Annotated in this window: 23 protein-coding genes; 4 read left to right on the top strand and 19 right to left on the bottom strand. The window is 37.8% G+C overall.

Going from position 1 to position 26,120, the window contains the following annotated elements:
- Positions 1-4 precede the first annotated feature (4 nt).
- The 17 genes from ACEVFT_RS08515 to ACEVFT_RS08435 form a co-directional block, all read right to left on the bottom strand.
- Positions 5-790 (bottom strand): DUF3388 domain-containing protein, encoded by a 786-nt coding sequence (locus tag ACEVFT_RS08515; protein WP_026023397.1) that lies wholly within the window; start codon positions 788-790, stop codon positions 5-7.
- Between the two features lie 215 nt (positions 791-1,005).
- On the bottom strand, positions 1,006-1,263 hold the full coding sequence (locus tag ACEVFT_RS08510; RefSeq protein WP_004224939.1) for a DUF3243 domain-containing protein: 258 nt from the start codon (positions 1,261-1,263) through the stop codon (positions 1,006-1,008).
- Between the two features lie 45 nt (positions 1,264-1,308).
- Positions 1,309-2,037, bottom strand: coding sequence for an elongation factor P 5-aminopentanone reductase (ymfI, locus tag ACEVFT_RS08505; RefSeq protein WP_393949217.1), 729 nt, complete (start codon positions 2,035-2,037; stop codon positions 1,309-1,311).
- Entirely contained in the window at positions 2,034-3,335 is a 1,302-nt protein-coding gene (gene yfmH / locus ACEVFT_RS08500) for an EF-P 5-aminopentanol modification-associated protein YfmH (protein WP_393949216.1), read from the bottom strand. Before yfmH ends, ymfI begins: the two co-directional genes overlap by 4 nt.
- Positions 3,332-4,603, bottom strand: a complete 1,272-nt coding sequence (gene yfmF, locus ACEVFT_RS08495; protein ID WP_258859538.1) for an EF-P 5-aminopentanol modification-associated protein YfmF — start codon at positions 4,601-4,603, stop codon at positions 3,332-3,334. The genes yfmH and yfmF overlap by 4 nt, the downstream gene beginning before the upstream one ends.
- A 170-nt stretch (positions 4,604-4,773) precedes the next feature.
- On the bottom strand, positions 4,774-5,733 hold the full coding sequence (locus tag ACEVFT_RS08490) for an ABC transporter permease (RefSeq protein ID WP_008178940.1): 960 nt from the start codon (positions 5,731-5,733) through the stop codon (positions 4,774-4,776).
- A 1-nt stretch (position 5,734) separates the two neighbouring features.
- Positions 5,735-6,781, bottom strand: coding sequence for an ABC transporter permease (locus tag ACEVFT_RS08485; protein WP_004224945.1), 1,047 nt, complete (start codon positions 6,779-6,781; stop codon positions 5,735-5,737).
- Positions 6,781-8,328 (bottom strand): ABC transporter ATP-binding protein, encoded by a 1,548-nt coding sequence (locus ACEVFT_RS08480; RefSeq protein ID WP_036080373.1) that lies wholly within the window; start codon positions 8,326-8,328, stop codon positions 6,781-6,783. The genes ACEVFT_RS08485 and ACEVFT_RS08480 overlap by 1 nt, the downstream gene beginning before the upstream one ends.
- 377 nt (positions 8,329-8,705) lie before the next feature.
- Complete coding sequence (locus tag ACEVFT_RS08475) at positions 8,706-9,791, bottom strand: BMP family lipoprotein (protein ID WP_036080376.1); 1,086 nt, start codon at positions 9,789-9,791, stop codon at positions 8,706-8,708.
- Between the two features lie 53 nt (positions 9,792-9,844).
- Complete coding sequence (locus tag ACEVFT_RS08470) at positions 9,845-10,573, bottom strand: GntR family transcriptional regulator (protein ID WP_393949213.1); 729 nt, start codon at positions 10,571-10,573, stop codon at positions 9,845-9,847.
- 199 nt (positions 10,574-10,772) lie between these two features.
- Positions 10,773-13,064 carry an FtsK/SpoIIIE family DNA translocase gene (locus ACEVFT_RS08465; protein WP_393949211.1) on the bottom strand — a complete coding sequence of 764 codons (2,292 nt, stop codon included), beginning with the start codon at positions 13,062-13,064 and terminating at the stop codon, positions 10,773-10,775.
- Positions 13,065-13,218: 154 nt separating this feature from the next.
- Positions 13,219-14,886 carry a ribonuclease J gene (locus ACEVFT_RS08460; protein WP_048391543.1) on the bottom strand — a complete coding sequence of 556 codons (1,668 nt, stop codon included), beginning with the start codon at positions 14,884-14,886 and terminating at the stop codon, positions 13,219-13,221.
- 277 nt (positions 14,887-15,163) lie between these two features.
- Positions 15,164-16,063, bottom strand: coding sequence for a 4-hydroxy-tetrahydrodipicolinate synthase (dapA, locus tag ACEVFT_RS08455; RefSeq protein ID WP_048391545.1), 900 nt, complete (start codon positions 16,061-16,063; stop codon positions 15,164-15,166).
- A 13-nt stretch (positions 16,064-16,076) separates the two neighbouring features.
- On the bottom strand, positions 16,077-17,114 hold the full coding sequence (locus tag ACEVFT_RS08450; protein ID WP_048391546.1) for an aspartate-semialdehyde dehydrogenase: 1,038 nt from the start codon (positions 17,112-17,114) through the stop codon (positions 16,077-16,079).
- Positions 17,115-17,196: 82 nt separating this feature from the next.
- Positions 17,197-17,787, bottom strand: coding sequence for a dipicolinate synthase subunit B (locus ACEVFT_RS08445; protein WP_004224962.1), 591 nt, complete (start codon positions 17,785-17,787; stop codon positions 17,197-17,199).
- A complete protein-coding gene (locus ACEVFT_RS08440) occupies positions 17,781-18,560 on the bottom strand; it encodes an NAD(P)-dependent oxidoreductase (RefSeq protein ID WP_004224963.1) in 780 nt (259 codons plus the stop codon). The genes ACEVFT_RS08445 and ACEVFT_RS08440 overlap by 7 nt, the downstream gene beginning before the upstream one ends.
- A gap of 9 nt (positions 18,561-18,569) precedes the next feature.
- Positions 18,570-18,833, bottom strand: coding sequence for a YlmC/YmxH family sporulation protein (locus tag ACEVFT_RS08435; RefSeq protein ID WP_004224966.1), 264 nt, complete (start codon positions 18,831-18,833; stop codon positions 18,570-18,572).
- 142 nt (positions 18,834-18,975) lie between these two features.
- Between ACEVFT_RS08435 and ACEVFT_RS08430 the strand changes: the two genes are divergently transcribed.
- The 4 genes from ACEVFT_RS08430 to ACEVFT_RS08415 are packed head-to-tail and all read left to right on the top strand — an operon-like array spanning position 18,976 to position 21,451.
- Positions 18,976-19,353 (top strand): GntR family transcriptional regulator, encoded by a 378-nt coding sequence (locus ACEVFT_RS08430; RefSeq protein WP_048391548.1) that lies wholly within the window; start codon positions 18,976-18,978, stop codon positions 19,351-19,353.
- A 1-nt stretch (position 19,354) separates the two neighbouring features.
- On the top strand, positions 19,355-20,197 hold the full coding sequence (locus tag ACEVFT_RS08425; RefSeq protein ID WP_004224974.1) for an ABC transporter ATP-binding protein: 843 nt from the start codon (positions 19,355-19,357) through the stop codon (positions 20,195-20,197).
- A gap of 2 nt (positions 20,198-20,199) precedes the next feature.
- Entirely contained in the window at positions 20,200-20,826 is a 627-nt protein-coding gene (locus tag ACEVFT_RS08420; RefSeq protein WP_393949209.1) for an ABC-2 transporter permease, read from the top strand.
- Positions 20,827-20,836: 10 nt separating this feature from the next.
- Positions 20,837-21,451: an ABC-2 transporter permease gene (locus tag ACEVFT_RS08415; protein ID WP_115673180.1), complete on the top strand. Its 615-nt coding sequence runs from the start codon at positions 20,837-20,839 to the stop codon at positions 21,449-21,451.
- Between the two features lie 350 nt (positions 21,452-21,801).
- Here ACEVFT_RS08415 and ACEVFT_RS08410 read toward each other — a convergent pair whose 3' ends face one another.
- Both ACEVFT_RS08410 and pnp read right to left on the bottom strand, forming a co-directional pair.
- Positions 21,802-23,025 (bottom strand): M16 family metallopeptidase, encoded by a 1,224-nt coding sequence (locus tag ACEVFT_RS08410; RefSeq protein ID WP_281216827.1) that lies wholly within the window; start codon positions 23,023-23,025, stop codon positions 21,802-21,804.
- Between the two features lie 89 nt (positions 23,026-23,114).
- Positions 23,115-25,229 carry a polyribonucleotide nucleotidyltransferase gene (gene pnp / locus ACEVFT_RS08405; protein ID WP_393949207.1) on the bottom strand — a complete coding sequence of 705 codons (2,115 nt, stop codon included), beginning with the start codon at positions 25,227-25,229 and terminating at the stop codon, positions 23,115-23,117.
- Positions 25,230-26,120: the final 891 nt, after the last annotated feature.

Below are 26,120 nucleotides of genomic sequence, written 5' to 3'. Positions count from 1 at the left end.
CAAATTAAAAATTAAATCCACCAAAAGAATCGGATTCGGACATATGATTTTTTTCCATTATTTCATAAGTAATTTCTTCATCAGTGTGATGACGTAATTCAATGATATAATCAAAATCCTCTATTTTATATTCTGAGTGCTGAACAAACATATCTGGATGCTCTACAACTTTTATACAAGGCATATTCATCATTTCACGCACTAATTGCAAATGTTTCTCATCAGATGAACGTCGAGTCACAATACCATCTAGAATAAAAATATTGTTACGACTAAATTCATCTCCCACAAGCTTATTACGAACTGTTTGCTTAATCATTGTAGATGATAAAAAGATCCACTTTTTATTGGCGCAGACACTTGCGGCTACTATGGATTCAGTTTTTCCCACACGTGGCATCCCACGAATACCAATCAGCTTATGCCCCTCTTTTTTAAAGAGCTCTGCCATAAAGTCAACTAAAATACCTAGTTCGTCTCTTACGAAATGGAATGTGTTTTTTTCGTCTGCATCTCGAGGAATATAACGACCATGCCTAATGGCTAATCGGTCACGAAGTTTTGGTTGTCGAAATTTGGTTACGTTAATATGTTCCATTGTCGAAACAATTGTACGAAAACGCTCAATTGCCTCATCATTGTCTGTATGCACTAACATACCACGTCGATCCTCATCTACACCATTTATTGATATAATATTGACACGAAGCATCCCTAAAAGTGAAGCAATATCTCCTAATAATCCAGGGCGATTCACCTGAATTTCATATTCAAAGTACCAATCGCTCAACACACTCGTTCCCTTCCTATTAGTTAACGTAAAAAATCCTTTATAAGTTCCATCATAGCTGATTTTTTATGTAATGGAAAGTTAGAATACATGGAATTACAGCGTTATTTGCTAATTTTTTTTGATGCCTGTTAAAAGGCTTACATATGTTCCCGTTTTTACAGATAAAAAGTTTATTGTATAACAAAAAGAGGAGATTGGCTCTCCTCTTTTATTTACTGCACATGCTTATTTTGTACAAGCTTAATGACACAATTCGCTAATGCATGTTTTTCATCTTCAGAGGCAACGCCCCATAAATCCGACAGCACTCGCTCTTGTTCGTTTTTAGGATCGACATTTGTCGCCAAATATTCCCCAATTTGGACAGCAGCCGTTTGAATCATTTTCTTCGGCATACCGCTTGATTCAGCTTGCATAACGTTTTGCCCTAAAAACGATGTCCATTTTTGCCAGTTTTCTAAAATGGTCATATTCTTCCTCCTCCTTTACACAAGTAGTATGTGCAAAAGAGATTATTATATGTACCAGCCTCCATTTAATCGTACGATTTGTCCTGTCACATAATCAGCTTTACCAGACAAATAAAAACGTACCATTTCAGCCACATCCCTTGTTTGTCCAATGGAACCTAGTGGGATATCGTCCAAAATGTATTGAAGCTCTTCTTGACTTAGATGGCTGTTCATTGAGGTATTTATAAAGCCAGGAGCAATAGCATTCACTCTAATCCGAGATAATGCCGCTTCTTTTGCATAGGATTTAACAAAAGCATGTTGCGCACCCTTAACAGTTGCATAAAGTGCCTCCCCTGCTGAGCCAGCCTCTCCCCAAATGGAACCTATAAATAGTACATAGCTTACTTCATGCTTGCGAAGTTTTCCAGAAAGTAAAGCTGTTAATCTCATAGGATTTTGAACATGAACACGCCATAAGGCATTCATATCCTCCACTGTCGTATCTTCGAGCAATGAATAATGGGCTTGTCCATTGGCAAAAACAATTGCCTGCACATTGAAAATTTGCGCGGCTACTAATTCTGCTCCATTAACGATTGAAAAATCCCCCTGTACAAGCATAAATTCTTGTGCAGGGAAATTTTCGGAAAGCATTTCACATAATCTCTGTGCCGCATTTTGATTGTTTGAATAATGTACATAGATGGACCAGCCGTCCTCAGCTAAGCTTTGACAAATGGCGTGACCGATATCACCTGATGCACCTAAAACAAGGGCAAATTTTTTCACTGTGCATCCTGCTTACTTGGCAGAATTTTAAAGACTGTTTGCTGTGTTTCACCTTGGATAGAAGCAAATGCTTTTTGTAAGTCCTCAACGGTTAAAGTCTCAAGTACTGGTACTACATCAAATAAATTCATGTCATTAAAAGAATATCGTGTGAATTGGTTTGCGATAAACTCGATCGAATTTAGTGCACGTAGGAAGAACCCAATTTTTTTGCGTTTTATACGATCCAAACCAGCAGGATCGAATTGGCTATTTCCTTCATATTTTGCTAATTCGTCCATAATCGTTTTTGCCAATTTATCAGGCTCTGCTGAATCTGAACCAATCATGGCAAATCCAAAGCCATTTTCTAAGGTAAAATCAAAAGCATACGTCTCATCAATTAAACCTTCCTCGTAAACACGTTCATAAAAATCAGAAGTACGTCCAAAAATAAGTTCAAGCGCAATTTGAACGGACAACTCATGCTTTAACATGTCCTGACCTGATAAATTAGTGTCTTTCGCTTTTAAACCAACATAAATTTTTGGTTTTTGAACATCCATATTTAATGTACGTTCCTTAATGGCTACCTCTGTTGGTTCTATATCAAAGAAGCGTTGAATTGGCGTTGGTTCTGGGAACTCTTTTTTACCTTGATTGTCACGAATAAACGTCATCATTTGCTCTGGTTCTACAGCACCAATCACAAATAACAACATATTCGAAGGATGATAAAACGTATTGTAGCATGTATATAAATGCTCTGCTGTAATGCCATCAATCGATTCAATCGTACCAGCAATATCAATTTTCACAGGATGATGATGATACATATTTTCGATTGTACCAAAATATAGACGCCAGTCTGGTTGATCGTCATACATTGTAATTTCTTGCCCAATAATTCCTTTTTCTTTATTGACAGTAGCCTCTGTAAAGTATGGTTCTTGGACAAAATTCAATAAAGTTTCCGTACTTTTATAAATATTGTCGGTAGATGAAAATAAATAAGCCGTACGTGTAAACGATGTAAATGCATTCGCAGAAGCACCATATTCGCTAAATTTTTGGAAAACGTCTCCATCCTCTTTTTCGAACATTTTATGCTCTAAAAAGTGCGCAATACCATCTGGTACAGTAATACTTTCTGTTTCACCAATTGGTACGAATGTACGATCGACAGAGCCGTACTTTGTTGTAAATGTAACAAATGTTTTAGAGAAGCCCTTTTTCGGCAATATATAAACATCTAAGCCATTGTCTAGCTTTTCATAATAAAGTGTTTCATCTAATTGTTTAAATTCTATTGTTTTCATTGTGCGGCTTGCTCCTTTCCACATAAGAAATAGACCGCTTCAAGCTGCACTTGCTTTGCCATTGCAACAACATCTTCCTTTGTCACAGCTTTCCACTTATTTGCCCAGGCTTCAACTGAGAATTCCTCAGGTAAATCTTTATATTGATCAAAAATTTCGATTTGTCCTCGTGCAGAATCTAAGGACTCTTTTAGCTGATTCGTCAGCATAGCCTTTGTTTGTTCCAATTCTAAATCTGTAATGTCTCCAGCCTGCATGACGGCAAGTTGTTCTTTAATTAAAGATAGCGCTTTTTCTTCATTTTTAGCTTCAATACCAGATACAACAAATACAAGTCCATAATGCGATGCATAGGAACTAGAAGCATAATAAGCAAGGCTCTCTTTTTCACGAACATTCATAAACAACTTGGCATGTGGATATCCACCAAAAATGCCATTAAAAATTTGCATCTTAGAGAAATCTGCATCACCAAATCTAACAGGTGTGCTAAAGCCAATATGAAGTTTACCTTGTTTCATTTCATGCTGTTCTCTTACATAATCATTAGCAGGATGTTGTTGTGGAAGTACTGCTGGCACTTCCTCAGGTGTACGATCATTAAATGGTAGCGCTTTTTTTAATTTCGCAACAATTTCCTCTTCATTAATATCCCCAGCAACATAAATATCAATTTTGTCGTTAGCTAGCATCGATTGATATGCCTCAAATAAAGAGGCAGGTGTAATTTTTTGAATTTCTTCGACACTACCATTCGCTGAAATTGATGCTGGTTCATTTGGTCTCAGGATTTGTTGTAGACGGAATTGAGCAAAGCGAGATTTATCATCAAAAATAGATTCAATACGTTGAATAACAGTTTTTTTCTCACGCTCTACAACGGATTCCTTAAAGACACCATTTTCTAGATTAGGCTCAAAAATAGCTGTATGCAATAAACCAAGTACCTCGTTTAAGACACTCGTATTCGCTAGATAATGATCATTAACAGTCTCTACATTCATAAGAACTGTATGCTCATTTCCGCGCTTCGATGTATCAAAATACAAAACTGTACCATACAAGTCATCTAAAAAGCTTCGAAAAGCAGCCGTTGTCTTATATTTAGCATTACTGTGCTGCAGTACATTTGTTAACACTGTACGCTCTGATGCACTTTTAGCTGTTAATGCTCTTCTCCATTTAATTGAAAAATTTACGGTTTTAAATTGGGTCGTTTGTCGGATATGCAAATTGACACCTTTGGCAAAAGGTATTGTTTTAAACATATGAAACCCTCCTATCCTTCTTAATATAACGATGTACTACACATACTATACATGTCTATTGTCTATAATTGCAAAAGGAATCCAAAGTATGTATGGGAAAAATTAAAAATTACGCCAATCCTATATAAAAAGGACTGAGCATAGCTTGCTCAGTCCTTAAAATGCTTTTCTTAACGTTTACCTTTAATATAAGGCTGTCCACTCGCTTTTGGAGCGTTTGCTTTACCAATAAAGCCTGCTAAAGCAAGGATTGTTAATACATACGGTAAGATTTGCAGATAAACGGCTGGAACATTTTCGATAAATGGAATCTGGTTCCCTGCAATACTTAATGTTTGTGCTAAACCGAAGAATAAAGCTGCACCTAGCGCACCAATCGGATGCCATTTCCCGAAAATCATGGCAGCAATCGCCATGAAACCTTGCCCAGCAATTGTTGCATGTGAGAAGTCGTGCGTAATTGTTTGTGCATAGACAGCACCACCAAGTCCACCTAGAGCTCCAGAAATCATAACAGCAATATAACGCATTTTATTGACGTTAATCCCCATTGTATCTGCCGCCATTGGGTGTTCACCTACAGCGCGAAGGCGTAAGCCAAATGGTGTTTTATAAATAATAAACCAAGCACCAAAAGCTACCACAAACGCCAGAATAGACGTACTGTAAACATCATGGAACAATAAACGTCCAAAGAACGGAATGTCCTCTAAATAAGGAATACCAAAACGGCGAATCGGTTGGTCAATCATATCTGTTTGACCTTTATCATAAATCATTTTTACCAAGAATACAGTAGCAGCTAAGCCTAATAAGTTAATAGCTACCCCTGATACAGTTTGATCGGCACGGAATGAAATAGAAGCAACGGCATGGAAAAGTGAGAAAATCGCACCAATTACAACAGCCGCTAGCATTGCTACCCAAACAGTTGCCGCACCTAATGATGAAGCAAATTCTAAATTGATAAATATACCAACAAAAGCACCAACAATCATTAAGCCCTCTAGCCCGATGTTGACAACACCAGAGCGTTCAGAGAATACCCCACCGATGGCTGTAAAAATCAAAGGTGTTGCATATAGAATCGCCGAAGGGATGATGAAATATAACATTTCTAAAAAGCTCATGTTATTGTCCCTCCTTTTTCTTGCTCAGCTTTTGTAAGCCTACTCGAATAATATAGCCTGATGCAACGAAGAAGATAATCAATGCAATGATAATGGATACGATCTCTTCTGGGATACCCGCAGCATTTGGCATATTTAATGCACCATATTTTAAAGAACCGAAAAGGGATGCCCCAAATACTACGCCAAGTGGTGTATTGGCACCAAGTAAAGCAACGGCGATACCGTCAAAACCAATTCCTGTAAAGCCAGGTTTAATGGATGCGTTTTGGAACGTTCCTAATGCTTCCATCGCGCCGCCAAGACCTGCAAACATACCAGAAATCGTCATAGCTAAAATAATATTTTTATTGACACTCATACCTGCATAATCAGCAGCATTTTTGTTAAAACCTACTGCTTTTAGCTCGTAGCCCCGTGTTGTTTTTTCTAGAATGAACCACATCACGACTACCATTAAAAGTGCAACAATGATCCCATAGTGAAGACTTGAATTGTCTGTAAGCTCTCTTAAAAACGGAGAACGTAAAGAAGCTGACTCATGGATACGTTCTGTTTTAAAGCTGCCATCGGACAATTTTTTAATCACTGCATTTGCAATATAAAGTGCAGTGTAGTTTAGCATAATTGTCGCAATAACTTCATGAACTTTAAATTTCGCTTTTAAGAAACCTGCAATAAAGGCCCAAAATGCACCTGCAGCTGCTGCTGCAAGCAATGCTAATGGTAAGTGAATGATTTTAGGAAGTTCAAACGCATAACCTACCCAAGCTGCGGCTAACCAACCTAAAATTAGCTGACCTTCAACACCGATATTGAAGAGCCCTGTGCGGAATGCAAAGGCTACTGCGAGACCTGCTAAAATATATGGTGTAATTTGACGAATTGTGTTCCCGATTGAATATGAATCTCCAAAAATACCTGTCCAAAGAGCGATATAACCTTGCACTGGGTCATAGCCACTGACTACCATGACGATAGCCCCTACAATTAAACCGATAATGATAGAGATGATAGGAACGAGTATATTAATGACACGATTTGACATTAGTCGTTCCCCTCCTTCGCATCACGCTTGATATTTTTTTTACTTTGCCCTGCCATTAGTAAGCCTAGCTCTTGTTCAGTCGTTTCTTTCGGATTTAACTCATCGACAATTTGTCCATCATAGATAACGGCAATTCGATCCGAAACATTCATAACCTCATCTAATTCAAATGAGATTAACAAAACGGCTTTCCCTTTATCACGTTGCTCAATTAGACGAGAGTGAATGAATTCAATAGCTCCTACGTCAAGTCCACGTGTTGGTAGAGCAGCAATTAATAGATCAGGGTTACGGTCAATTTCACGACCAATAATTGCTTTTTGTTGGTTACCACCAGATAATGCACGAGCTGGTGTCATCTCCCCATTACCAGTACGCACATCATACTCTTTAATGATTTGGCGAGCTTTTTCTGACACCTTTTTATAGTCCATGACAAAGCCCTTCGCTATTGGAGATTGGTAATATGTTTGCAATGCAATATTATGACCAATTGGGAAATCTAAAACTAAACCATGCTTATGACGGTCTTGTGGAATATGTCCTACGCCTTCCTCTGTAATTTTACGAGGCTTCATGTTAGTAATATCTTTACCATTCAGCTTGACTTTACCACTTTTAATTTTGCGTAGACCTGTAATGGCTTCAATTAATTCGGATTGACCATTACCATCAATACCCGCAATACCTACGATTTCACCTTTACGAACATTTAAATTAAGACCTTTAACTTTATCAATATTTCGATAATCCGTAACAACCAAGTTCTCAATTGCAAGCACTTCGTCAGTTGGTGTCGCATCCGTTTTTTCCGTTTTGAATTCAACTTGACGGCCAACCATCATTTCAGCAAGCTGATCAGGATTTGTGGCAGCGGTTACAACAGTGCCAATCCCTTCTCCCTTACGGATAATCGTCACACGGTCTGAAACTTCCATAATTTCTTTTAGCTTATGCGTAATTAAAATAATGGATTTACCTTCTTCGATAAGACGACGCATTATTTGAATTAATTCGGTAATTTCTTGCGGTGTTAATGATGCAGTTGGTTCATCAAAAATTAAAATTTCGGCACCGCGATACAATGTTTTTAATATTTCTACACGTTGTTGCATACCAACCGTGATATCCTCGATTTTGGCGTTTGGATCAACATCTAATCCATACTTTTCAGAAAGTGCTTGTACTTTCTTTGCCGCATCTTTTATATTCACAATTCCCATTTTAGTAGGCTCAGTGCCTAAAATGATATTTTCTGTTACTGTAAAGTTTTCTACCAACATAAAATGTTGATGCACCATGCCAATCCCTAAATCATTGGCAATATTCGGGTTTGTAATTTTTACTGCCTTCCCACGTACACGAATTTCGCCACCTTCTGGTTGATACAAACCAAAAAGGACATTCATCAAAGTCGATTTACCTGCACCATTTTCACCTAGCAATGCATGAATCTCGCCTTGTTTCAGTTGGAGGGTGATATTATTATTCGCCACGAAATTACCGAATTCTTTACGGATTCCTAGCATTTCAATCACATAATCCAAATTTGTCACTCCCTTAATAGGCACTATTATTAAGTATTTTTGCCTTAGCGTATAGTATCTGCTGCTACATGATGGATGGTACAGATAAGCCATACGTCCAGTAATGAATTTTCTACCAGAGGCTATATTTTATTGACCGATTTAATATCCCACGTATAGAGGTAGATGTTTTGCTAAATTAATACAGGAAAGGTCATCGTTAGAAACCTTTCTTCTATTAACTTGTTACCATCATTATTCAAATCATAATTACTACCTCTATAAGGTTCCTATAAATCTAGCTAAATAGAGTATTGCGAATAATCTAAATATAACGATAGATTGAAAAATCATCATAAGGTCCTTCTAAAAGTCCCTTATGATGATCAAAAGATGAATTATTTTTCCACTTTTTCTGGAACTTTGATTTCACCCTTAGCAATTTTCTCTTTATATTCGTCGATTACTTTTTGTACATCTTCTGGAATTGCACCGCGAGAGTCCGCAAGTTTAACGCCATCTTCAGCTAAACCGTAAACAAGTGTTTCTCCACCTGGGAAATCACCATTTTTCGCTCTATTTGAAATATCTACTACTGCTGTATTAACACCTTTTAACATAGAAGTTAGTGTAACGTTTGTTTTATCGTCTACTTTACCTTCTTCGTATTGGTCAGCATCTACACCGATAACCCATACATCAGCATTTGGATCTTTCGCTTTACGCTCTTTTGCTTCAGAGAATACACCGTTACCAGTTGCACCAGCAGCGTGGAAGATTACATCTACACCTGAAGAATACATGCTGTTCGCTGTAATTTTACCAAGATCCGCTTTATCAAACGCACCAGTATATTTTACTTGAATTTCGATATCTGGGTTTACTGCTTTAGCACCTTCAACGAAACCAGCGTGGAAACGGTTAATAACTGGAATATCAACGCCGCCTACGAAGCCGATTTTACCTGTTTTAGATGTTTTCGCTGCAGCAACACCTGCTAAGAAAGCACCTTCTTGCTCTTTGAACAGTACGTTTACTACGTTGTCTGCTTCTACTTCAGCATCGATTAATGCAAAGTGATTATCTGGATTTTCAGAAGCAACTGCATCAATTGCATCAGCCATCATGAACCCGATACCAAATACTAGGTTAAAGTCACGACGAACTAAGTTGTTTAAGTTTGTTTCATAGTCAGCATCTGAAGCTGATTGTAGGTAGTCAAAACCACCATCACCTTTTGATAAACCGTGTTCTTTACCGTAAGCTTGTACACCTTCCCATGCAGATTGGTTGAATGATTTGTCATCCACGCCACCTACGTCAGTAACCATTGCTACTGAGAAAGCTTCTTCTGTGCTTTCGCCGCCTGAAGCTTTGTCATTTTCTTTCGCTGGCTTTTCGTCGTCTTTCGTACCACAAGCACCTAAAATAGCACTTGCCGCTAATACTGATGTTAATACTAAACCAAATTTACGTTTTTTCATTTAATTAACCCCCCAAAGGTATTGTAATTAGCAGGAAAAAATTTAGAAATGTTCTACACCCGTTTACGAACTACATGGAAGCTGAATTTATCAGCTCGGAAATAATTTTTTGAATAGAGCACTACTTGATCATGATCATCATAATGCAATTGCTTTAACACTAAAAGAGCTGTCTCACGTCCACAATTTAAAATCGGTGAGGCTTGTTCATGATACCCAACTGGATCAATATAGGTTACAGCATAAGCTACATGAATTTTGCCAGATTGCTCAAGTGCAGAGAACAGTGAAACTTCTTTTTTTTCGACAAAGTCAGTAGGCAGGAAGCTTGCAGGTAGCCTGTCTATGCAGTATACTACTGGCTCACCATCCGCTGTTCTGACACGTTCAATCGTGAGTATTTTATCGTCGCCATCACTTTGGAAGCGTTTTAAATCTTCCTCAGAAGGCACATGCTCAGTCGCTTTTAAAAATCGCGAACCTGGCTCCATACCTGCTGCCTCGATCATAGAAGAAATACTAGATAAATGCTCGATGCCTGATGTAAACAACGGCTTCGGGTTGACAAAAGTCCCAACCCCATGTCGGCGCACAATCACATTTTCCTCTTCCAACAGTCGAAGTGCTTCTCTAAGTGTTGCTCGACTGACTCCTAGTGATTTCGATAATTCAAATTCTGAAGGCAGCTTTTCATTTTCTAAAAAAATGCCAGCCTCGATGTCAGATTTTAAACGATCGATTACTTGAAGATAGAGATGACGATGATCTGCTTTAATAGTCACATATATCACCACCAAAATCAGAGATCAGACATCTGATGTACAACATTCCTACTAATCGTTCATAAATATAACATTTTTGCAGAATGAAATAAACAGTTTTGAGTAAAATCTGTTATAGAATTCATTCTTTCTTTATTTTATCTGCAAATTTTTGGACAAAAATACAAATGCTCTCACCATTTTCGTCTTCATTTTTTGCTTAGTTATCGTATTGGTGAACAAGTACTTGACGAGGTTTACTACCCTCTGGAGGCCCAACAATACCGCGTTGCTCCATCTGATCAACAATACGTGCAGCTCTTGAATAACCAATACGGAAGCGACGTTGAAGCATAGAGACAGATGCTGTTTGCATATTGACAACTAATTGGACTGCTTCATCATACAAATCATCTGTTTCCTCTAAAATGGTCTCTTCTTCAGAAGGAATCATCTCCTCCTGATACTGAGCTTTTTGCTGTTCTATAACAAAATGAACGACTGCCTCCACTTCTTGATCTGATAAAAAGGCACCCTGCACCCTTTTTGGTTTAGAAGCTCCAGCAGGTAAAAATAACATATCGCCTCGTCCTAATAATCGTTCAGCTCCACCCATGTCTAAAATTGTTCTTGAGTCAATCGCGGAAGAAACTGCAAAAGCAATTCTGGATGGAATATTTGCTTTAATGACACCTGTTAAAACATCTACACTTGGTCGTTGTGTGGCAATAATCAAATGAATGCCAGCTGCCCTTGCCATTTGCGCTAAACGTGTAATCGAATCCTCTACATCACTTGATGCGACCATCATCAAATCCGCTAACTCATCTACAATAACCACAATATAAGGTAGCTTTGGATGCTTTTCCTCTGTTTGATCATTAACCTTTTGGACATGTGCATTATAGCCCTCAATATTTCTTGTACCTGTATGAGAAAACAAATCATAGCGACGTTCCATTTCAGATACCACTTTTTTCAGTGCTTGCGAAGCTTTACGGGCATCCGTTACGACAGGCGCTAATAAATGTGGAATCCCATTATAAACGTTTAATTCAACCATTTTTGGGTCTATCATCATGAGCTTCACTTCATGCGGTTTTGTACGCATTAGTATGGATACAACAATGCCATTTATGCAAACACTTTTCCCACTACCTGTAGAACCAGCTACAAGTAAATGTGGCATTTTATTGAGCTCTGCTAATACAGCTTGTCCTGTAATATCTCGACCAAATGCTACTTGTAATAATGCTTCAGGCTTAGCACCATCTTTCGATTCTAATACCTCACGAAGTGTTACAATGGCTACCTCACTATTAGGTACTTCTATACCAATCGCAGATTTCCCAGGAATTGGCGCTTCCATACGAATATCTTTAGCTGCCAATGCTAATGCAAGATCATCTTGTAAATTGACAATTTTGCTTACTTTCACACCGATATCTGGTAAAATCTCGTATTTCGTAACAGCAGGACCTAAATGCACCTGTGTCACCTTTGCCTTTACGCCAAAACTTTGTAATGTCTGCTCAAGCTTTTTGGCATTTGCCTGAATCACTGAATATTCACCACTTTGATCATGTTGTGGAGGTAATTGTAATAAATTATATGATGGGAGCTGATAATCTGCATTTTCTACTGCATCTGTGCCCTGAATCTGGACATCATCCGATGCTTCTTCAAGTTCATTTTCCACCATGTGAGTTGTATCAATCACTTCTCTTTCTTGTGAAACATTCTGTGTAAAAGCAGAAATAATCGGTTCATGTGGTATTTCTTCTTCTTGTTCAGGCATATCTATAGATTGATTAACAGCTGCTACTTCATCCCTACTCTCTACTCTTGAACGACGATTATTTGGTTTTTTCGGTGTATTTTTTTTCTTATCACGATGCTTTTTTTTCCATTTACCAAATATATCTGGCGTTTTTTCTGCTAAATAAGGCACTAATGCTTTACCAGTGACAAGAATTAAACCAATAAAGAAAATAACCCAAGCAACAACTTTTGCCCCCGAGGCTTCAAACAGCACATGAAGCCCACTAAATAGTAGGGCACCAATCATGCCACCCCCTAAAGCATTACTACGATGAATGATACCATCTGTATTAATCAAAATTCGCCATGATTCACGTAGTACAGAATCAGATAGTAGACCACCTGATTTGGACAGTTGTTCAAATAATATGCCATGACTAAAAATCGTTAAGCTCATAACAATGAGGAACATGCCAAGTATTAATCGATCCTTTATCCCAACTTTTTTACGACCAATCATCATTAACAATGCAACAAATATAAGCATAAATGGAACAGCAAAATGTAAATTACCAAAAAGGAACATGGCGATTGTTTGTAGAATCCGCCCGATCATGCCGTATTCAAAAATCATAATGACTGCTAATGCAATTAAGAGCAACCCTAATATTTCGTACATAAGCGGATGCATTTCTTTTTTTTCTGTTGTCGCTTTACTTTTAGTAACTTTTTTTCTCTTACTAACTGCCATCAAATTCACCTTCTTCTGCAATCCATTCTATATATGTAGCGAATCATCACATGTAGAACTTGAATATTTCAAAAAAAGGATTTTCCACCGCAATTGGGAGAAAATCCTTTATCATTTATTTTTTCCTCAAAGCATATACGATGAGCTTGTTCAATTAATATTCCATAATAATAGGAATAATCATTGGGCGACGTTTTGTTTTTTGGAATAAATACGTATTTAGCGTATCTCTAATTTCTTGTTTTATGTTCGTCCATTCAAAGGTTTCTTTCCCAACGTACTTTTCAATCACATTCCTCGCAATGTCAGAAGCCTCAATCATTAATTCCTCTGATTCTCGTACATAGACAAAGCCTCGTGATAAAATTTCTGGCCCAGAGGCAATTTTCTTTTGTGCTCGATTTAATGTTACCACCACAATGAAAATACCATCCTGCGATAATAATTTACGGTCACGAAGGACAATATTACCTACATCGCCTACACCAATACCGTCAATTAAGACATTACCAGCTTGTACACGACCACTCATGCGCATTTTATTATTTTTATATTCTACGATATCCCCTTTATCAGCGATAAAAATTTGGGATTTTTGCATACCTAGCTGTTGTGCTAATTTAGAATGCGCAATTAGCATACGGTATTCTCCTTGTACGGGAATAAAGTACTTTGGTTGCATCAAGTTTAGCATCAGCTTTAAATCTTCTTGGCTACCATGTCCTGAAACATGGACATTTTTGCTAGAAGTCAAAATTTCAGCGCCTGCTTTTGACATAGAGTTCATTGTATTCGCCATTTGAACTTCCATGCCAGGAGAAGGTGTAAAGGTGATTAGTACCGTGTCACCTTGTTTAATTTTAATATCACGATGGTGCTTACGGACAATTTTTTCTAAAGCATCGAGAGGTTCTCCTCTGTTGCCTGTTGCAATAATGATAATTTCATCATCTTGATATTTTTGCATTTCCGAGATCGGAATAATTGTATCTTCTTCGACTGTTAAATAACCAAGCTGTACGCCTAAATCAACTGCCTTTTCCAATGGTTTGCCCACAATTACAACCTTACGGAATGATTTCTGTGCTTGAGCAAATACTTGTTGAATTCGAATAAAATTCGATGCGTAAACAGCTACTAAAATACGACCTGGTGCTGAGTGGAATGTTTTTGATAATTGTTCTTCAATGACAATCTCTGATGTCGTATATCCTGGTCGCTCAGCTTCGCAAGACTCAGATAGTAAAATGAAAACGCCGTCTTCTCCTAGCTGTGCCATTTTTGCTAAATCAGGTTTAAATTTACCTGTCGCTGACTGATCGAATTTAAACTCTCCTGTATGAACAATCGCGCCTTCAGATGTATGGAACACTACCCCTAACGAATCGGGAATACTATGTGTTGTGTGGAAGAATGTTACATACGTTGAGTTAAAATTCATACGACTACGGTTTGTTACTTCAAAAAACTTCACTTGATGTGGTGCAGGTAATTCTTTTAAATGTTCCTTTGCTAATGCAATAGTTAATTTCGATCCGTACACAGGTGCCTTTATTTTTTGTAATACATAGGCAATAGAGCCAATTGCATCTTCATGACCATGTGTTAAGAAAATACCTTTCACACGTTCTTTATTTTCTTCTAAGTAAGTAATGTCAGGAATCACGATATCTATACCTAGCATTTCATCTTCTGGGAACATTAAGCCGCTATCCACCACAAATAGCTCTTCATCAATTTCTACTACGTACATGGCTTTCCCAATTTCGCCTACACCACCAAGAGGGATGATGCGGATTAATTCATTTTTCTTTTTTGTCAATTTATTTCCTCCTAAAAAATATCCCGAACAGCAACCACTTAACATTTATTATACGGTTTGCAAAGCTTTTGCACAAATTAAAAATACATGTTTCACGTAGGAAATAGATTTTCCTGCTATTTGCTTATTACTAGCAGATGGAAAACAAATATTGGCTATCCTGTATAAATAGAGCTAAATAAGTATTTGTAAGGACGAGGAGTTACAAATTTTGTACATACTTTTTATTTAAAAAATATAAAAAACGAGACTGAAATGCTATCAGCCTCGCTCCTATTTATCTAAAACTTTTCGCTTTTTCTTGATACGTATCCCAAATTCGGTCAAAATTAGCTTTCTCTTCATCTGTCATTTCCATCATCGGCAAACGAACATTGAGTGTATCAAATCCTAATTTTGTCATCGCATATTTAATCGGTGAAGGGTTGGGCTGAGCGAACAGCGCACGTACTAAAGGTAATAAGGCTCGGTGAATTTGGGCTGCTAGCTTATGATTTCCTTCTTCAAACGCTTTAATCATTAATTGCATATCATTGCCTACCACATGGGCAGCTACAGAAATAACACCTGCTCCACCAATGGCCATTAGTGGGAGTGTTAAACCATCGTCCCCACTATACACTAAGAAATCATCAGCTGGATCAACATTCTCAATAACATCACCCATCTGATCTAAGTTACCGCTCGCTTCCTTAATCCAAGCAATATTAGGAATCTTGCTTAATGCAACAGAAGTTTCATAGGCAACATTGACCCCAGTACGCCCTGGAACATTATAAAGCATAACAGGGAGACTAGTTTGTTTAGCAATGGTTTCAAAGTGAGCATAAATCCCACGTTGATTTGGCTTATTATAGTAAGGAGCTACAAGCATAATGCCGTCTGCTCCATTTTCTTCTGCCTTATGTGTCATCGCGATAGAGTAAGCTGTTTCATTATCCCCAGTACCTGCAATAACTGGTACGCGACCTGCTACTTTCTCTACGGTAAAGCGTACAACTTCAATTTTCTCTTCTGTAGACATAGTTGGGTTTTCAGAAGTCGTACCACAAGCAACAATACAATCAGTACCATTGTCTATTAAATGATTAATAATACGTTCTAGTTCTGGATAATTAATCGTGCCATCATTTTTGAACGGCGTAATCATTGCCGTTCCAATTCGACCTAAATTCATCCTTACACCCCTCTTATAGTAAGTTATCCTCAAGCATTGCTTCTGCAATTTGGATAGAGTTTAATGCGGCGCCTTTTAATAAATTGTCAGAAACGATCCATAGATGGAACCCTTTGCTGTTGTCTAAATCTTGACGGATACGTCCTACAAAAGTAGCGTCTTCCCCTTCTGCATAAATAGGCATTGGGTAAGTTTGTGTTGCAATATCATCTTGTAATACCACACCTGGTGCGTTGCGTAATACTTCGAAAATCTCTTGGATTGACGCGTCTTTCTCTACCTCAATATAAACAGATTCAGAGTGACCTGAAACGACTGGCACACGAACACAAGTAGCAGCTACTTTTAGCTCTGGTGCATGCATGATTTTTTTCGTCTCATTAATCATTTTCATTTCTTCGTATGTAAATCCATTATCTGTGAATTTATCGATTTGTGGAATGACATTACGAGCAATTGGGTAATGACGTTTATCACTACCAGACGGTAAAATATTTGCTTCTACATCTTTACCTGCATCCCAGTTTTCGCTTTGTGCCTTTAATTCTTGGATCGCAGAAATCCCTGCACCTGATACTGCCTGATAAGTTGAAACAATTACTTTTGTTAAACCAAATGCATGACGAATTGGTTCAAGCGCAGCTACCATTTGAATTGTCGAGCAGTTTGGATTCGCAATAATTCCCTTATGCTTCGCTAAGTCGCCTCGATTCACTTCAGGCACGACAAGCGGTACCTCTGGATCCATACGAAAATGGCTCGTATTATCAATAACTACTGCACCACGCTTAGCTGCTTCTGGTGCAAGCACAGCTGATACTGAACCACCAGCTGAGAATAAAGCGACATTGACGCCTTCAAAAGCCTCAGGTGTCGCTTCTTCAATTGTATATGTTTCCCCATTAAATTCGATTGATTTTCCTGCTGAACGAGCAGAAGCTAGAAATTTAATATGTCCAATCGGAAATTTACGTTTAATCAACTGCTCCATCATTTTCGATCCTACTGCACCTGTTGCCCCAACAACCGCAACTGTTAACTGCTTTGTCATCTGTCATCTCTCCTTGAATACATGTTCCATAATGTGTGCTATTGTATCACAAAAATACTGAAAATTGTGTGTAATCTCTTATTTATTTGAAATATTGTATCAACAGCGGTTGTAATTGCTTTTTCTGCGTAATTGCTGCATGAACAGTATCCACCATTTGCTCAAAATCAGCAATTAAAGAATTTGGTTTGGAGTGAGGGGCATCCTGACCAAAGGGAATAAAATATATATTTTTAGCATTTAACAGCTTCATAATATTTATGCCATTTAAGCCTAGTGCATCGTTTGTGGAAATACCTAAAACTACAGGCGAACCATTACGCAAAGTAGCCTTTGCTGCCATTAACACAGGACTATCTGTTGCCGCATTAGCAAATTTACTTATGCTATTGCCTGTCATGGGGGCTATGACCATTGCATCTAATGGATTGGATGGGCCAAATGGCTCCGCCTCTTTTATAGAAGAAATAACTTTTTCTCCTGTCAAAGCTTCTATTTTGGCAATCCACTCTTCACCTGTACCAAAGCGTGTTGCTGCATGTAAAACGGAATGGGTAATGATTGGAATAACTGTTGCTCCGACATCAATAAAATTTTGGATTTTAGGTACTACATCTTCATACGTACAATGAGAAGCAGTAATACCTAAGCCAATTCGTTTCCCCGTTAACAATTTTCTTCCTCCTCTATTGCCTTGCACAATATTGTAGCTGCATCATGTGCAAAGTATTTCCCAGGCAATGATGGCAATAGTACATACGTTTGTAATTGATCAGAATCTATATCTAAACATCCTGGCTCTGAAGCCAAGTCATATAAAACAGTTGGAACATGCTCTATAAAAGACTCTGTAATCCATTTAGCAGGAATTGTATTAATAAAAATGCCATCTGTAATAGACCATTGGCGATCATCTAAATTCGTGGCTTTATAACCATAAGCTTTTGCTTCACTCACTTGTACAACTGAACGTGCAACAATATGAACATTTGCACCCATCTTAACTAGTAAAGAGGCTAGCATTTTTGCGATGCGACCAAAACCTGCGATTGTGAAATTTTGTCCGTAAATACATTTTTGCTCGAGTCCGTAAAACGTGGCGATAAATCCCTCCGCTGTTAATCGAGCATTTTGCCAAATAAATGATTCTTGTTGTAAATAGCAAATAGATTCATTTTTCTCTAGTAATTGCTTCCAATGCATTGTTAACCGACCTGTATAAAATTTCACTTGTGATATACCATAGAGCTGCTCAACTTCTATTTTTAATGGAAGAATAGGTAATACGATTTTATTAGGCTGGAATTCTAAAACAAGTTTATTTAACTCTTCGTTCCATACAGTTGTTCTTTTATAAAATACTGTTCTCGATGGACTTCTTAGCATTGTAGCTAGTTCCTTTAATCGGGAGTCCTCACCGATAACAAGCCATTTTTCGTTTTCCAAAAGCTCACCTCACTGTAAATATTCTGACTGTACTGTAGATGTCTTATTAAATAAAATACGATCTTCACCAATTAAAATAATTTCGTGCCAAGGTATCATTTCACTAACTTTCATTTTCTTTTTTTGGAATGGTAGTTTATCTTTCACAATTTCAAAACCATGTATTTTCCCTGTTTGCACATCTAATAGGCATTCTGTATGTGCCAGGATGCCAAAATGTACGCCACCCTCAATTTGAATTAACTCCTTATCCACCATCTCAGATAGTAGCATGCCTCATCTCCCTCCTTGAGCCGTTACCTCAATATATGCGGACTTTTTGCAAATCGTGACCCCTACCTAAAGTACGAATATGTTGCATTTTTATCGCTTTCTGTATATAGTGTATATATACAGTTATAAGAGGTGATGATTTGTGCATATCCATTTAAGTAATGCGAGTGAAAAACCTATTTATGAGCAAATCACCATACAGCTCAAAGAGGCTATTTTAGCTAATAAATTACAGGCTGGTGATGCACTACCGTCTATCCGCGCTTTAGCAAAGGATTTAAAAATAAGTGTGATGACCACTAAACGTGCCTATGCTGATTTAGAGCGAGATGGTTTCATTGAAACAGTCGCTGGTAAAGGGAGCTTTGTCACAGAACGAAATCAAGACTTTCTACGTGAGGAGCTATTACGGCAAGTAGAGGGGCATTTGCAAAAGGCAGCAAAAATAGCGAAAACCGCTGGACTTTCTGGTGAAGAATTACAAGAACTACTATCTTTAATGTTAGAGGAGGATAAGTAATATGAATGCCATTGAAATTCATGATCTACATAAGGGCTTTGAAGGCTTTTTTCTTAAAGATATAAGTTTTTCCGTCCCTCAAGGCACGGTAATGGGTTTTGTTGGAGAAAACGGGGCTGGCAAATCAACAACGATAAAATGCATGCTGAATTTAATAAAAAAAGAATATGGCGAAATTTTGCTATTTGGCAAAGATCATGTCGAACACGAACTATCGATAAAAAACGACATCGGCGTTGTATTTGACGATTTACATGTACCAGAAACGCTAAATGCGACGCAACTCGACAAAATCATGAGAAAAGTATTTCAAACATGGGATTCAGACTATTATTTTGAAAGATTAGCTCAATTTAAGGTGCCAAAGAGGAAGAAGATAAAGGAACTATCACGAGGAATGAGGATGAAGCTATCAATTGCCTTAGCATTGGCACATCATCCAAAATTATTGATTTTAGATGAGCCAACAAGTGGATTAGACCCTATTATTCGGGATGAAATTCTGGATTTATTTTTAGCATTTATGCAGGATGAAACGCACAGCATTTTATTTTCATCGCATATTACAAGCGATTTAGAAAAAATTGCTGACTATATTACGTTAATTCATAATGGTGAGATTTTATTGAGCGAGAGTAAAGATGCTCTATTATATGAATATGGTATTTTCAAAGGTAACAGTGAGGAAGTAAACGACTTGCCAGAGCATGCTATTCTAAGAACCCGTCCTGGTGCGTTTGGAATAGAAGCATTAGTTCTGAAAAATGAAGTAAATGAGGCTTTCAGACTTGAAAGGCCTTCTATAGAAGATATCATGCTATTTTTCGTGAAAGGTAGTGTTTAAATATGGTAGGACTTATCCTAAAAGATTTAATGACCATTCAACGACAAATGAAAGCACAAGCATTTGTTCTTATATTTCTTCTTATGATGGGGATTTTTATGCAGCAAAGCGCAATGCTTCTAGCTGTTATTGTTTTTATTGTTACGATACAAGCGATAACTGCGCTTAGCTACGATGAACAAAGTAAGTGGGATAAATACGCTAATACTTTACCAATTTCTAAAGCAGATATCGTTTTTAGTAAATATATACTTAGTGTGATGTTAATGATTTTCGGACTTGTTATGGCATTACCTATCCTATTTTTTATCAATTTTTTTACCAAAAACGACATCACTTCAGAATTTTTCCTAACGTTTAATTTGATCATAACATCGGCGCTCTGTTTATTAGCCGTATTACTACCTATCTATATTAAATTTGGCTCTATTAAAGGAAGAATAGTCCTCATTGCGTTTTGTTTTATCCCTGGTTTCTTAACGGGGATGTTTAAAGAATATATCCCTGATATGACTCAAACGTTTCTATATTTAAAGCAATATGTCTATTTAGCACCTTTGGGCGGGCTAATACTGCTCTGCCTCTCCTCTCTAGTTTCTACTGCTATTTATAAAAGAAAAGAGTTTTAGGAGGGATCTCATGCGAGCACTGTTGTTACAAAGAATTGTCGTACAAAAATGGACTATTCTTTTTACAATGACGATATGTTTACTTCTTCATTTTGTACACTTACCTTTTGTAGATAGTCCTTCTATCGGATTATTTGTGGTCGTTATTTCTGCCAACATCGTAGATAATTTATATAGAGGCGACCGTCAAGTAAAGTGGACAATGTATGTCAATACGCTACCTCTATCAAAGAAAACACAATTGCAATCCGATTTTTTATTTTGCTATGGCCTTATTGCATTGCTCTTTATTATCCTTGCGCCTATGTATTTCTCACAACCTGATGCATCTGAAAATTTTATCGAGCATCTTGCTATGTACTTTGCTTATATAAGTAGCGCCTCTTTCCTCATCTGTAGTCAATTTTATATTCAGCATCTTGATGAAACAGAGAGAATGCGAACGGTTAGAATGCTTACAGCTATTGTGCTTATCATTCTGCTAAATTTTGTTATTCATTATTATTTATCACTAGTAGCTGCAAATTTAATTATCTTATTCATACCAACACTGGTTAGTATCCTCATCACTTTTCTTGTGTTTCACAAATGTCTTTATTTATATTTGGCAAAGGAAATTTGCTAAAGCTAAATATTCATCAAAAAATAGGCTGCCTTATTTGGCAGCCTATTTTTAATCGTGTTGAATAGCAAAACAGTCAATTAAAAGGAAATGGATTTCATTGCAGGCTACTTGCTTTCCTATGAGCATGTGCAGAGCGGCTTCCTTCGCTACCTCTCCATTTAGAGGGTGACATGTCTGGCTATCCCCATGAATCAAGTACCTTCCTCGCCAGTTCATAAAGTGTTACCTTTTGGGTAAAGGTTTTCACTACTCATTTTATGGAGGGCTGTTGTCACTTATCCACATTGAAAATAAATGCCAATCTCTTATCTAATAATAGCTTGAACAAATGCTATCTTATTAAAATATCTTTATTCGCTAGGACCTATGATTGAGATAGCTGGCTCTGCTTTTAAAATTTTTGCAATCAACCGATCCACTGACTCCATCGATACGGCATCTATCGATCTAAGAACCTCGTCTACTGTTCGATGCTTGCGATGGACAAGTTCACTTGTTCCATTTCGATTCATACGAGCTCCCGTCCCTTCTAATCCAAGGACAAAGCTTCCTTTAAGCTGCTCTTTCGCATTATCAAGCTCCTCCTCTGTCACACCACCCGCTACAATATCTAATAAAGTGGCATCAATCGTGTGCTGAAGCTGTGCTAATTGCTGTCGACTAGTACTACCATAAATCGTAAAAGCACCTACATCTGCATAACACGATTGATAGGAGAAAATAGAATAGGCTAGCCCACGTTCTTCTCGTACTTCCTGAAACAATCGAGAACTCATATTGCCTCCAATTATATTGTTAAGCGCAATAAAGCTATACATATCTGGATCTTTTACACCAATTGCTGGATAGGAAATCGCGACATGTGCCTGCTCTGTATCGCGTATTTTTGTAATTTCCCCTGGATAAAATGAAGGATTTGTCAGGACAGGTGCCATAGCATGCGGTGAAGGTTGATAGTGACCAAATAAATCTTCAATCGTTTGCATAAGCTGAGATGAAACATTACCTGCAATAGAAATAACAACGGACTCTGGCCCATAATGTTTATCCATATATTTCCGTATAGCATCTGCTGTAAATGTCTTTAATGTAGCAGCCGTACCTAGTATTGGACGACCGAGTGCATCATTCGGATACATGACACCCCACAGCTTCTCATGAACGTCATCATCAGGAGCATCTTCGCTCATTAAAATTTCTTCTAATACTACTTGTCGCTCTTTTTCTAATTCTTCTTCCGCAAAGGTAGAATTAAAAAACATATCTGCTAGTATTGTGACCGCAAGCTCCGCATGATGATCTAAAACTTTAGCATAGTAACATGTATTTTCTTTCGATGTGAAGGCATTTAGCTCTCCTCCGATTCGATCAAATTCTTCAGCAATTTGACGAGCTGAACGAGTTGTTGTGCCTTTAAACAACATATGCTCAATAAAATGTGTGATACCATTCTCTTCAGGTAGCTCATAGCGAGAGCCAGCATTCACAAAGATACCTAATGCCACTGATCTTACATGATCAATTTGCTCTGATACAATTCGAACACCATTCTGACATGTATGTACTTGAACCAAACTATCTCCCCCAATTATAAAAATCCTCTACTTTTCTTCTTGCTACTATCGAAAAAGGCTGCGCAATTTACGCAGCCTTTTAATCAATATTATTTTTCTTGTTCAGCGCGCTCTTTTTCCTCTTGAATTACTACTTTGCGAGATAAATTCACACGACCTTGCTTGTCGATTTCAATCACTTTCACAAGTAATTGATCGCCAAGTTTTAAGACGTCCTCCACTTGCTTTGTTCGTTCCTCTTGAATTTCAGAAATGTGAAGCAAGCCATCTTTCCCTGGGAAGATTTCGCAAAAGGCGCCGAATTTTTCAATACGTTTCACTGTTGATAAGTAGTATTCCCCTACTTTTGCTTCACGTACGATATCTTCAATAATTTGTTTTGCACGTGCATTCATTGCTTCATCAGCAGAAGAAATATAGATTGTACCATCTTGCTCTGTATCAATCTTAACGCCCGTTTCTTCAATAATTTTATTAATTTGTTTACCACCTGGTCCAATTACATCACGAATTTTATCAGGATTAATTTTTACAATAACAATTTTTGGTGCAAACGCAGATAATTGTTTACGTGGCTCTGGCAGTGTAGCAAGCATTGATTCTAGAATATGCATACGTCCAACTTTTGCTTGTGTCAGTGCTTCTTCTAAAATATTGCGAGATAAACCATCAATTTTAATGTCCATTTGTAGAGCTGTTACACCTTTAGCTGTACCAGCCACTTTAAAGTCCATATCGCCTAAATGGTCTTCCATTCCTTGAATATCCGTTAAAATAGAATAATGTTCACCTTTTTTAATAAGGCCCATTGCAATACCTGCAACTGGTGCTTTTAATGGGACACCCGCATCCATCATGGCTAATGTAGACGCACAAATAGAAGCTTGAGAAGTTGATCCGTTTGATTCAAGTACTTCTGATACACAACGAATTGTATAAGGGAAGACCGACTCATCAGGAATGACTGCTTCAAGTGCACGCTCACCTAACGCACCATGACCAATTTCACGACGACCTGGCCCACGGATTGGACCCGTTTCCCCTACAGAAAATTGTGGGAAGTTATAATGATGCATAAAGCGTTTTGACTCTTCCACACCCAAACCGTCAATAATTTGTACATCACCAAGCGCACCTAATGTACAAATAGAAAGTGCTTGTGTTTGTCCACGTGTAAACAGACCTGAACCATGTGTACGTTGTAATAAGCCTGTTTCAGAAGAAAGTGGTCGGATTTCGTCGAGCTTACGACCATCTGGACGAATCTTATCTTCCGTGATTTGACGGCGTACTTCTTCTTTTACCATCTTGTCAAGAATTGTGTACACTTGTTTCATTGTTTCGTCATCTGCTTCTTGCTCTTCATAGGAAGCGATAACTCGCTCTTTAACAGCTTGGATTGCCTCATCACGAGCATGTTTCTCTGCCGTTTGAATTGCGTCATGCATATCAGTCTCACAAGCTGCTTTTATATCGGCTTGAATTGCTTCGTCAATTTCAAATAGTGTCACTGGTAACTTTTCTTTACCAACCTCTGCCACAATTTGCTCTTGGAAAGCAATGATTTTTTTGATTTCTTCATGACCGAAGATAATCGCTTCTAACATGATTTCCTCTGGTACTTCAAGTGCTCCCGCTTCAACCATATTGATAGCATCTTTGTTCCCTGCTACAGACAAATGAATTGTTGAGCGATTCGATTGCTCTACTGTCGGGTTTACAATGAATTCTCCATCAATATAACCAACTTGTACACCTGCTATTGGCCCATCAAATGGAATATCAGAGATCGCTAATGCTAATGATGAACCAACCATTGCTGCCATTTCAGATGTACAGTCAGGATCATTTGACATAACCATAGAAATAACTTGTACTTCATTACGGAAACCATCCGGGAACATCGGACGAATCGGACGGTCGATTAAACGGCTTGCTAAAATCGCCTTTTCAGATGGACGTCCTTCACGCTTAATAAAGCCGCCAGGAATTTTACCTGCAGCATATAGACGCTCTTCATAGTTTACTGTTAATGGGAAGAAATCAAGTGGTTTTGGTGATTTTGACATTGTTGCTGTAGCAAGTACAGAAGTATCGCCATAGCGTACTAATGCGGCTCCGTTTGCTTGTTTTGCTAACTGTCCTACTTCAATTACAAGTGGACGGCCAGCCCATTCATAGGAATAGACTTTCTTTTCGTTCATTCAATGAACCCCTCTCTATTATAAAAACACTTACTTCGTCTGTATGTACTAATAGTAAGTGTACCAAAAATGCTTGTTCTATGCTAAATAATATTTCATGAAATAATCATACATTTAAATTCAGTTATTGCCAATTTATTTAAGATTTATTTCTATATTTCATTGAAAAAGCATTTTTGGTATATGGATTTTTTTATATTGATTCCTCCTTGACGAAAAGTAATGTATGTAAATGGAAATAACTGCTTCGCTAACATTAGTTTTTCAAGTACAAGTTTAAACAATAGACTCATTATAACATGGAGCTTATCATACAACATCCTATAAGGTAAAAGAAAGTCGGATCATCTAGTAAAATTAATAAGTCAGGCACACAAATACCTCTCACATATAATGGGCGGGGTATACATATTGTTGAAAAACAAAACCATCCATAGAATTTTTGTGAAAGGCGAAAATGAATTTACGTTGCAGGCTACTTGCTTTCCTGTTGGCGAGCCGCTTCCTCCGCTACCGCTCCGTTTAGTGGCTCGTCTGTCTCGCTATCCCACGGGGGTTAAGTAGCCTTCCACTCCAACCCAAAAAATATAATCTTTTTAGCAAGGATTTTCAAATAAGTGAAGGTGTTCACTATTCATTTTAATGAGGGGTGTTGTAACGAATCACTTCTCCACATTGAAAATAAGAGCCTATCTTCTCTCTAATAATATAAATAATGGGCTATTTTGTTCAGGAAAAGACACTTTGCAGAATGGTTGATTGGAGTGTAGCCAGCGTCACTCCTAGGGGATTTAGCGTCACAGAGGAGACCCTGGAGCGAACGTAAGTGAGTGAAGCGGCTCATCGGACGCCCCCTGGAAAGGACGTTGGCGGAACGGAAATCAACCCCTC

Source organism: Lysinibacillus sp. PWR01, assembly GCF_043359455.1.
Classification (GTDB): Bacteria; Bacillota; Bacilli; order Bacillales_A; family Planococcaceae; genus Lysinibacillus; species Lysinibacillus fusiformis_F.
The sequence above is the reverse complement of the archived record's forward strand: the minus strand, read 5'-3'. Positions and strand labels throughout refer to the sequence as shown.

What these genes read in the sequence shown, in the direction of transcription:
- ACEVFT_RS08475 (WP_036080376.1), bottom strand. Translation starts at nt 9,791, where the DNA reads ATGAAAAAACGTAAATTTGGTTTAGTATTAACATCAGTATTAGCGGCA.
- ACEVFT_RS08425 (WP_004224974.1), top strand. Translation starts at nt 19,355, where the DNA reads ATGAATGCCATTGAAATTCATGATCTACATAAGGGCTTTGAAGGCTTT.
- ACEVFT_RS08450 (WP_048391546.1), bottom strand. Translation starts at nt 17,114, where the DNA reads ATGACAAAGCAGTTAACAGTTGCGGTTGTTGGGGCAACAGGTGCAGTA.
- ACEVFT_RS08435 (WP_004224966.1), bottom strand. Translation starts at nt 18,833, where the DNA reads ATGCTACTATCTGAGATGGTGGATAAGGAGTTAATTCAAATTGAGGGT.
- dapA (WP_048391545.1), bottom strand. Translation starts at nt 16,063, where the DNA reads ATGAATTTAGGTCGAATTGGAACGGCAATGATTACGCCGTTCAAAAAT.
- ACEVFT_RS08485 (WP_004224945.1), bottom strand. Translation starts at nt 6,781, where the DNA reads ATGTCAAATCGTGTCATTAATATACTCGTTCCTATCATCTCTATCATT.
- ACEVFT_RS08465 (WP_393949211.1), bottom strand. Translation starts at nt 13,064, where the DNA reads ATGGCAGTTAGTAAGAGAAAAAAAGTTACTAAAAGTAAAGCGACAACA.
- yfmH (WP_393949216.1), bottom strand. Translation starts at nt 3,335, where the DNA reads ATGAAAACAATAGAATTTAAACAATTAGATGAAACACTTTATTATGAA.
- pnp (WP_393949207.1), bottom strand. Translation starts at nt 25,229, where the DNA reads ATGAACGAAAAGAAAGTCTATTCCTATGAATGGGCTGGCCGTCCACTT.
- ACEVFT_RS08415 (WP_115673180.1), top strand. Translation starts at nt 20,837, where the DNA reads ATGCGAGCACTGTTGTTACAAAGAATTGTCGTACAAAAATGGACTATT.
- ACEVFT_RS08420 (WP_393949209.1), top strand. Translation starts at nt 20,200, where the DNA reads ATGGTAGGACTTATCCTAAAAGATTTAATGACCATTCAACGACAAATG.
- yfmF (WP_258859538.1), bottom strand. Translation starts at nt 4,603, where the DNA reads ATGTTTAAAACAATACCTTTTGCCAAAGGTGTCAATTTGCATATCCGA.
- ACEVFT_RS08490 (WP_008178940.1), bottom strand. Translation starts at nt 5,733, where the DNA reads ATGAGCTTTTTAGAAATGTTATATTTCATCATCCCTTCGGCGATTCTA.
- ACEVFT_RS08510 (WP_004224939.1), bottom strand. Translation starts at nt 1,263, where the DNA reads ATGACCATTTTAGAAAACTGGCAAAAATGGACATCGTTTTTAGGGCAA.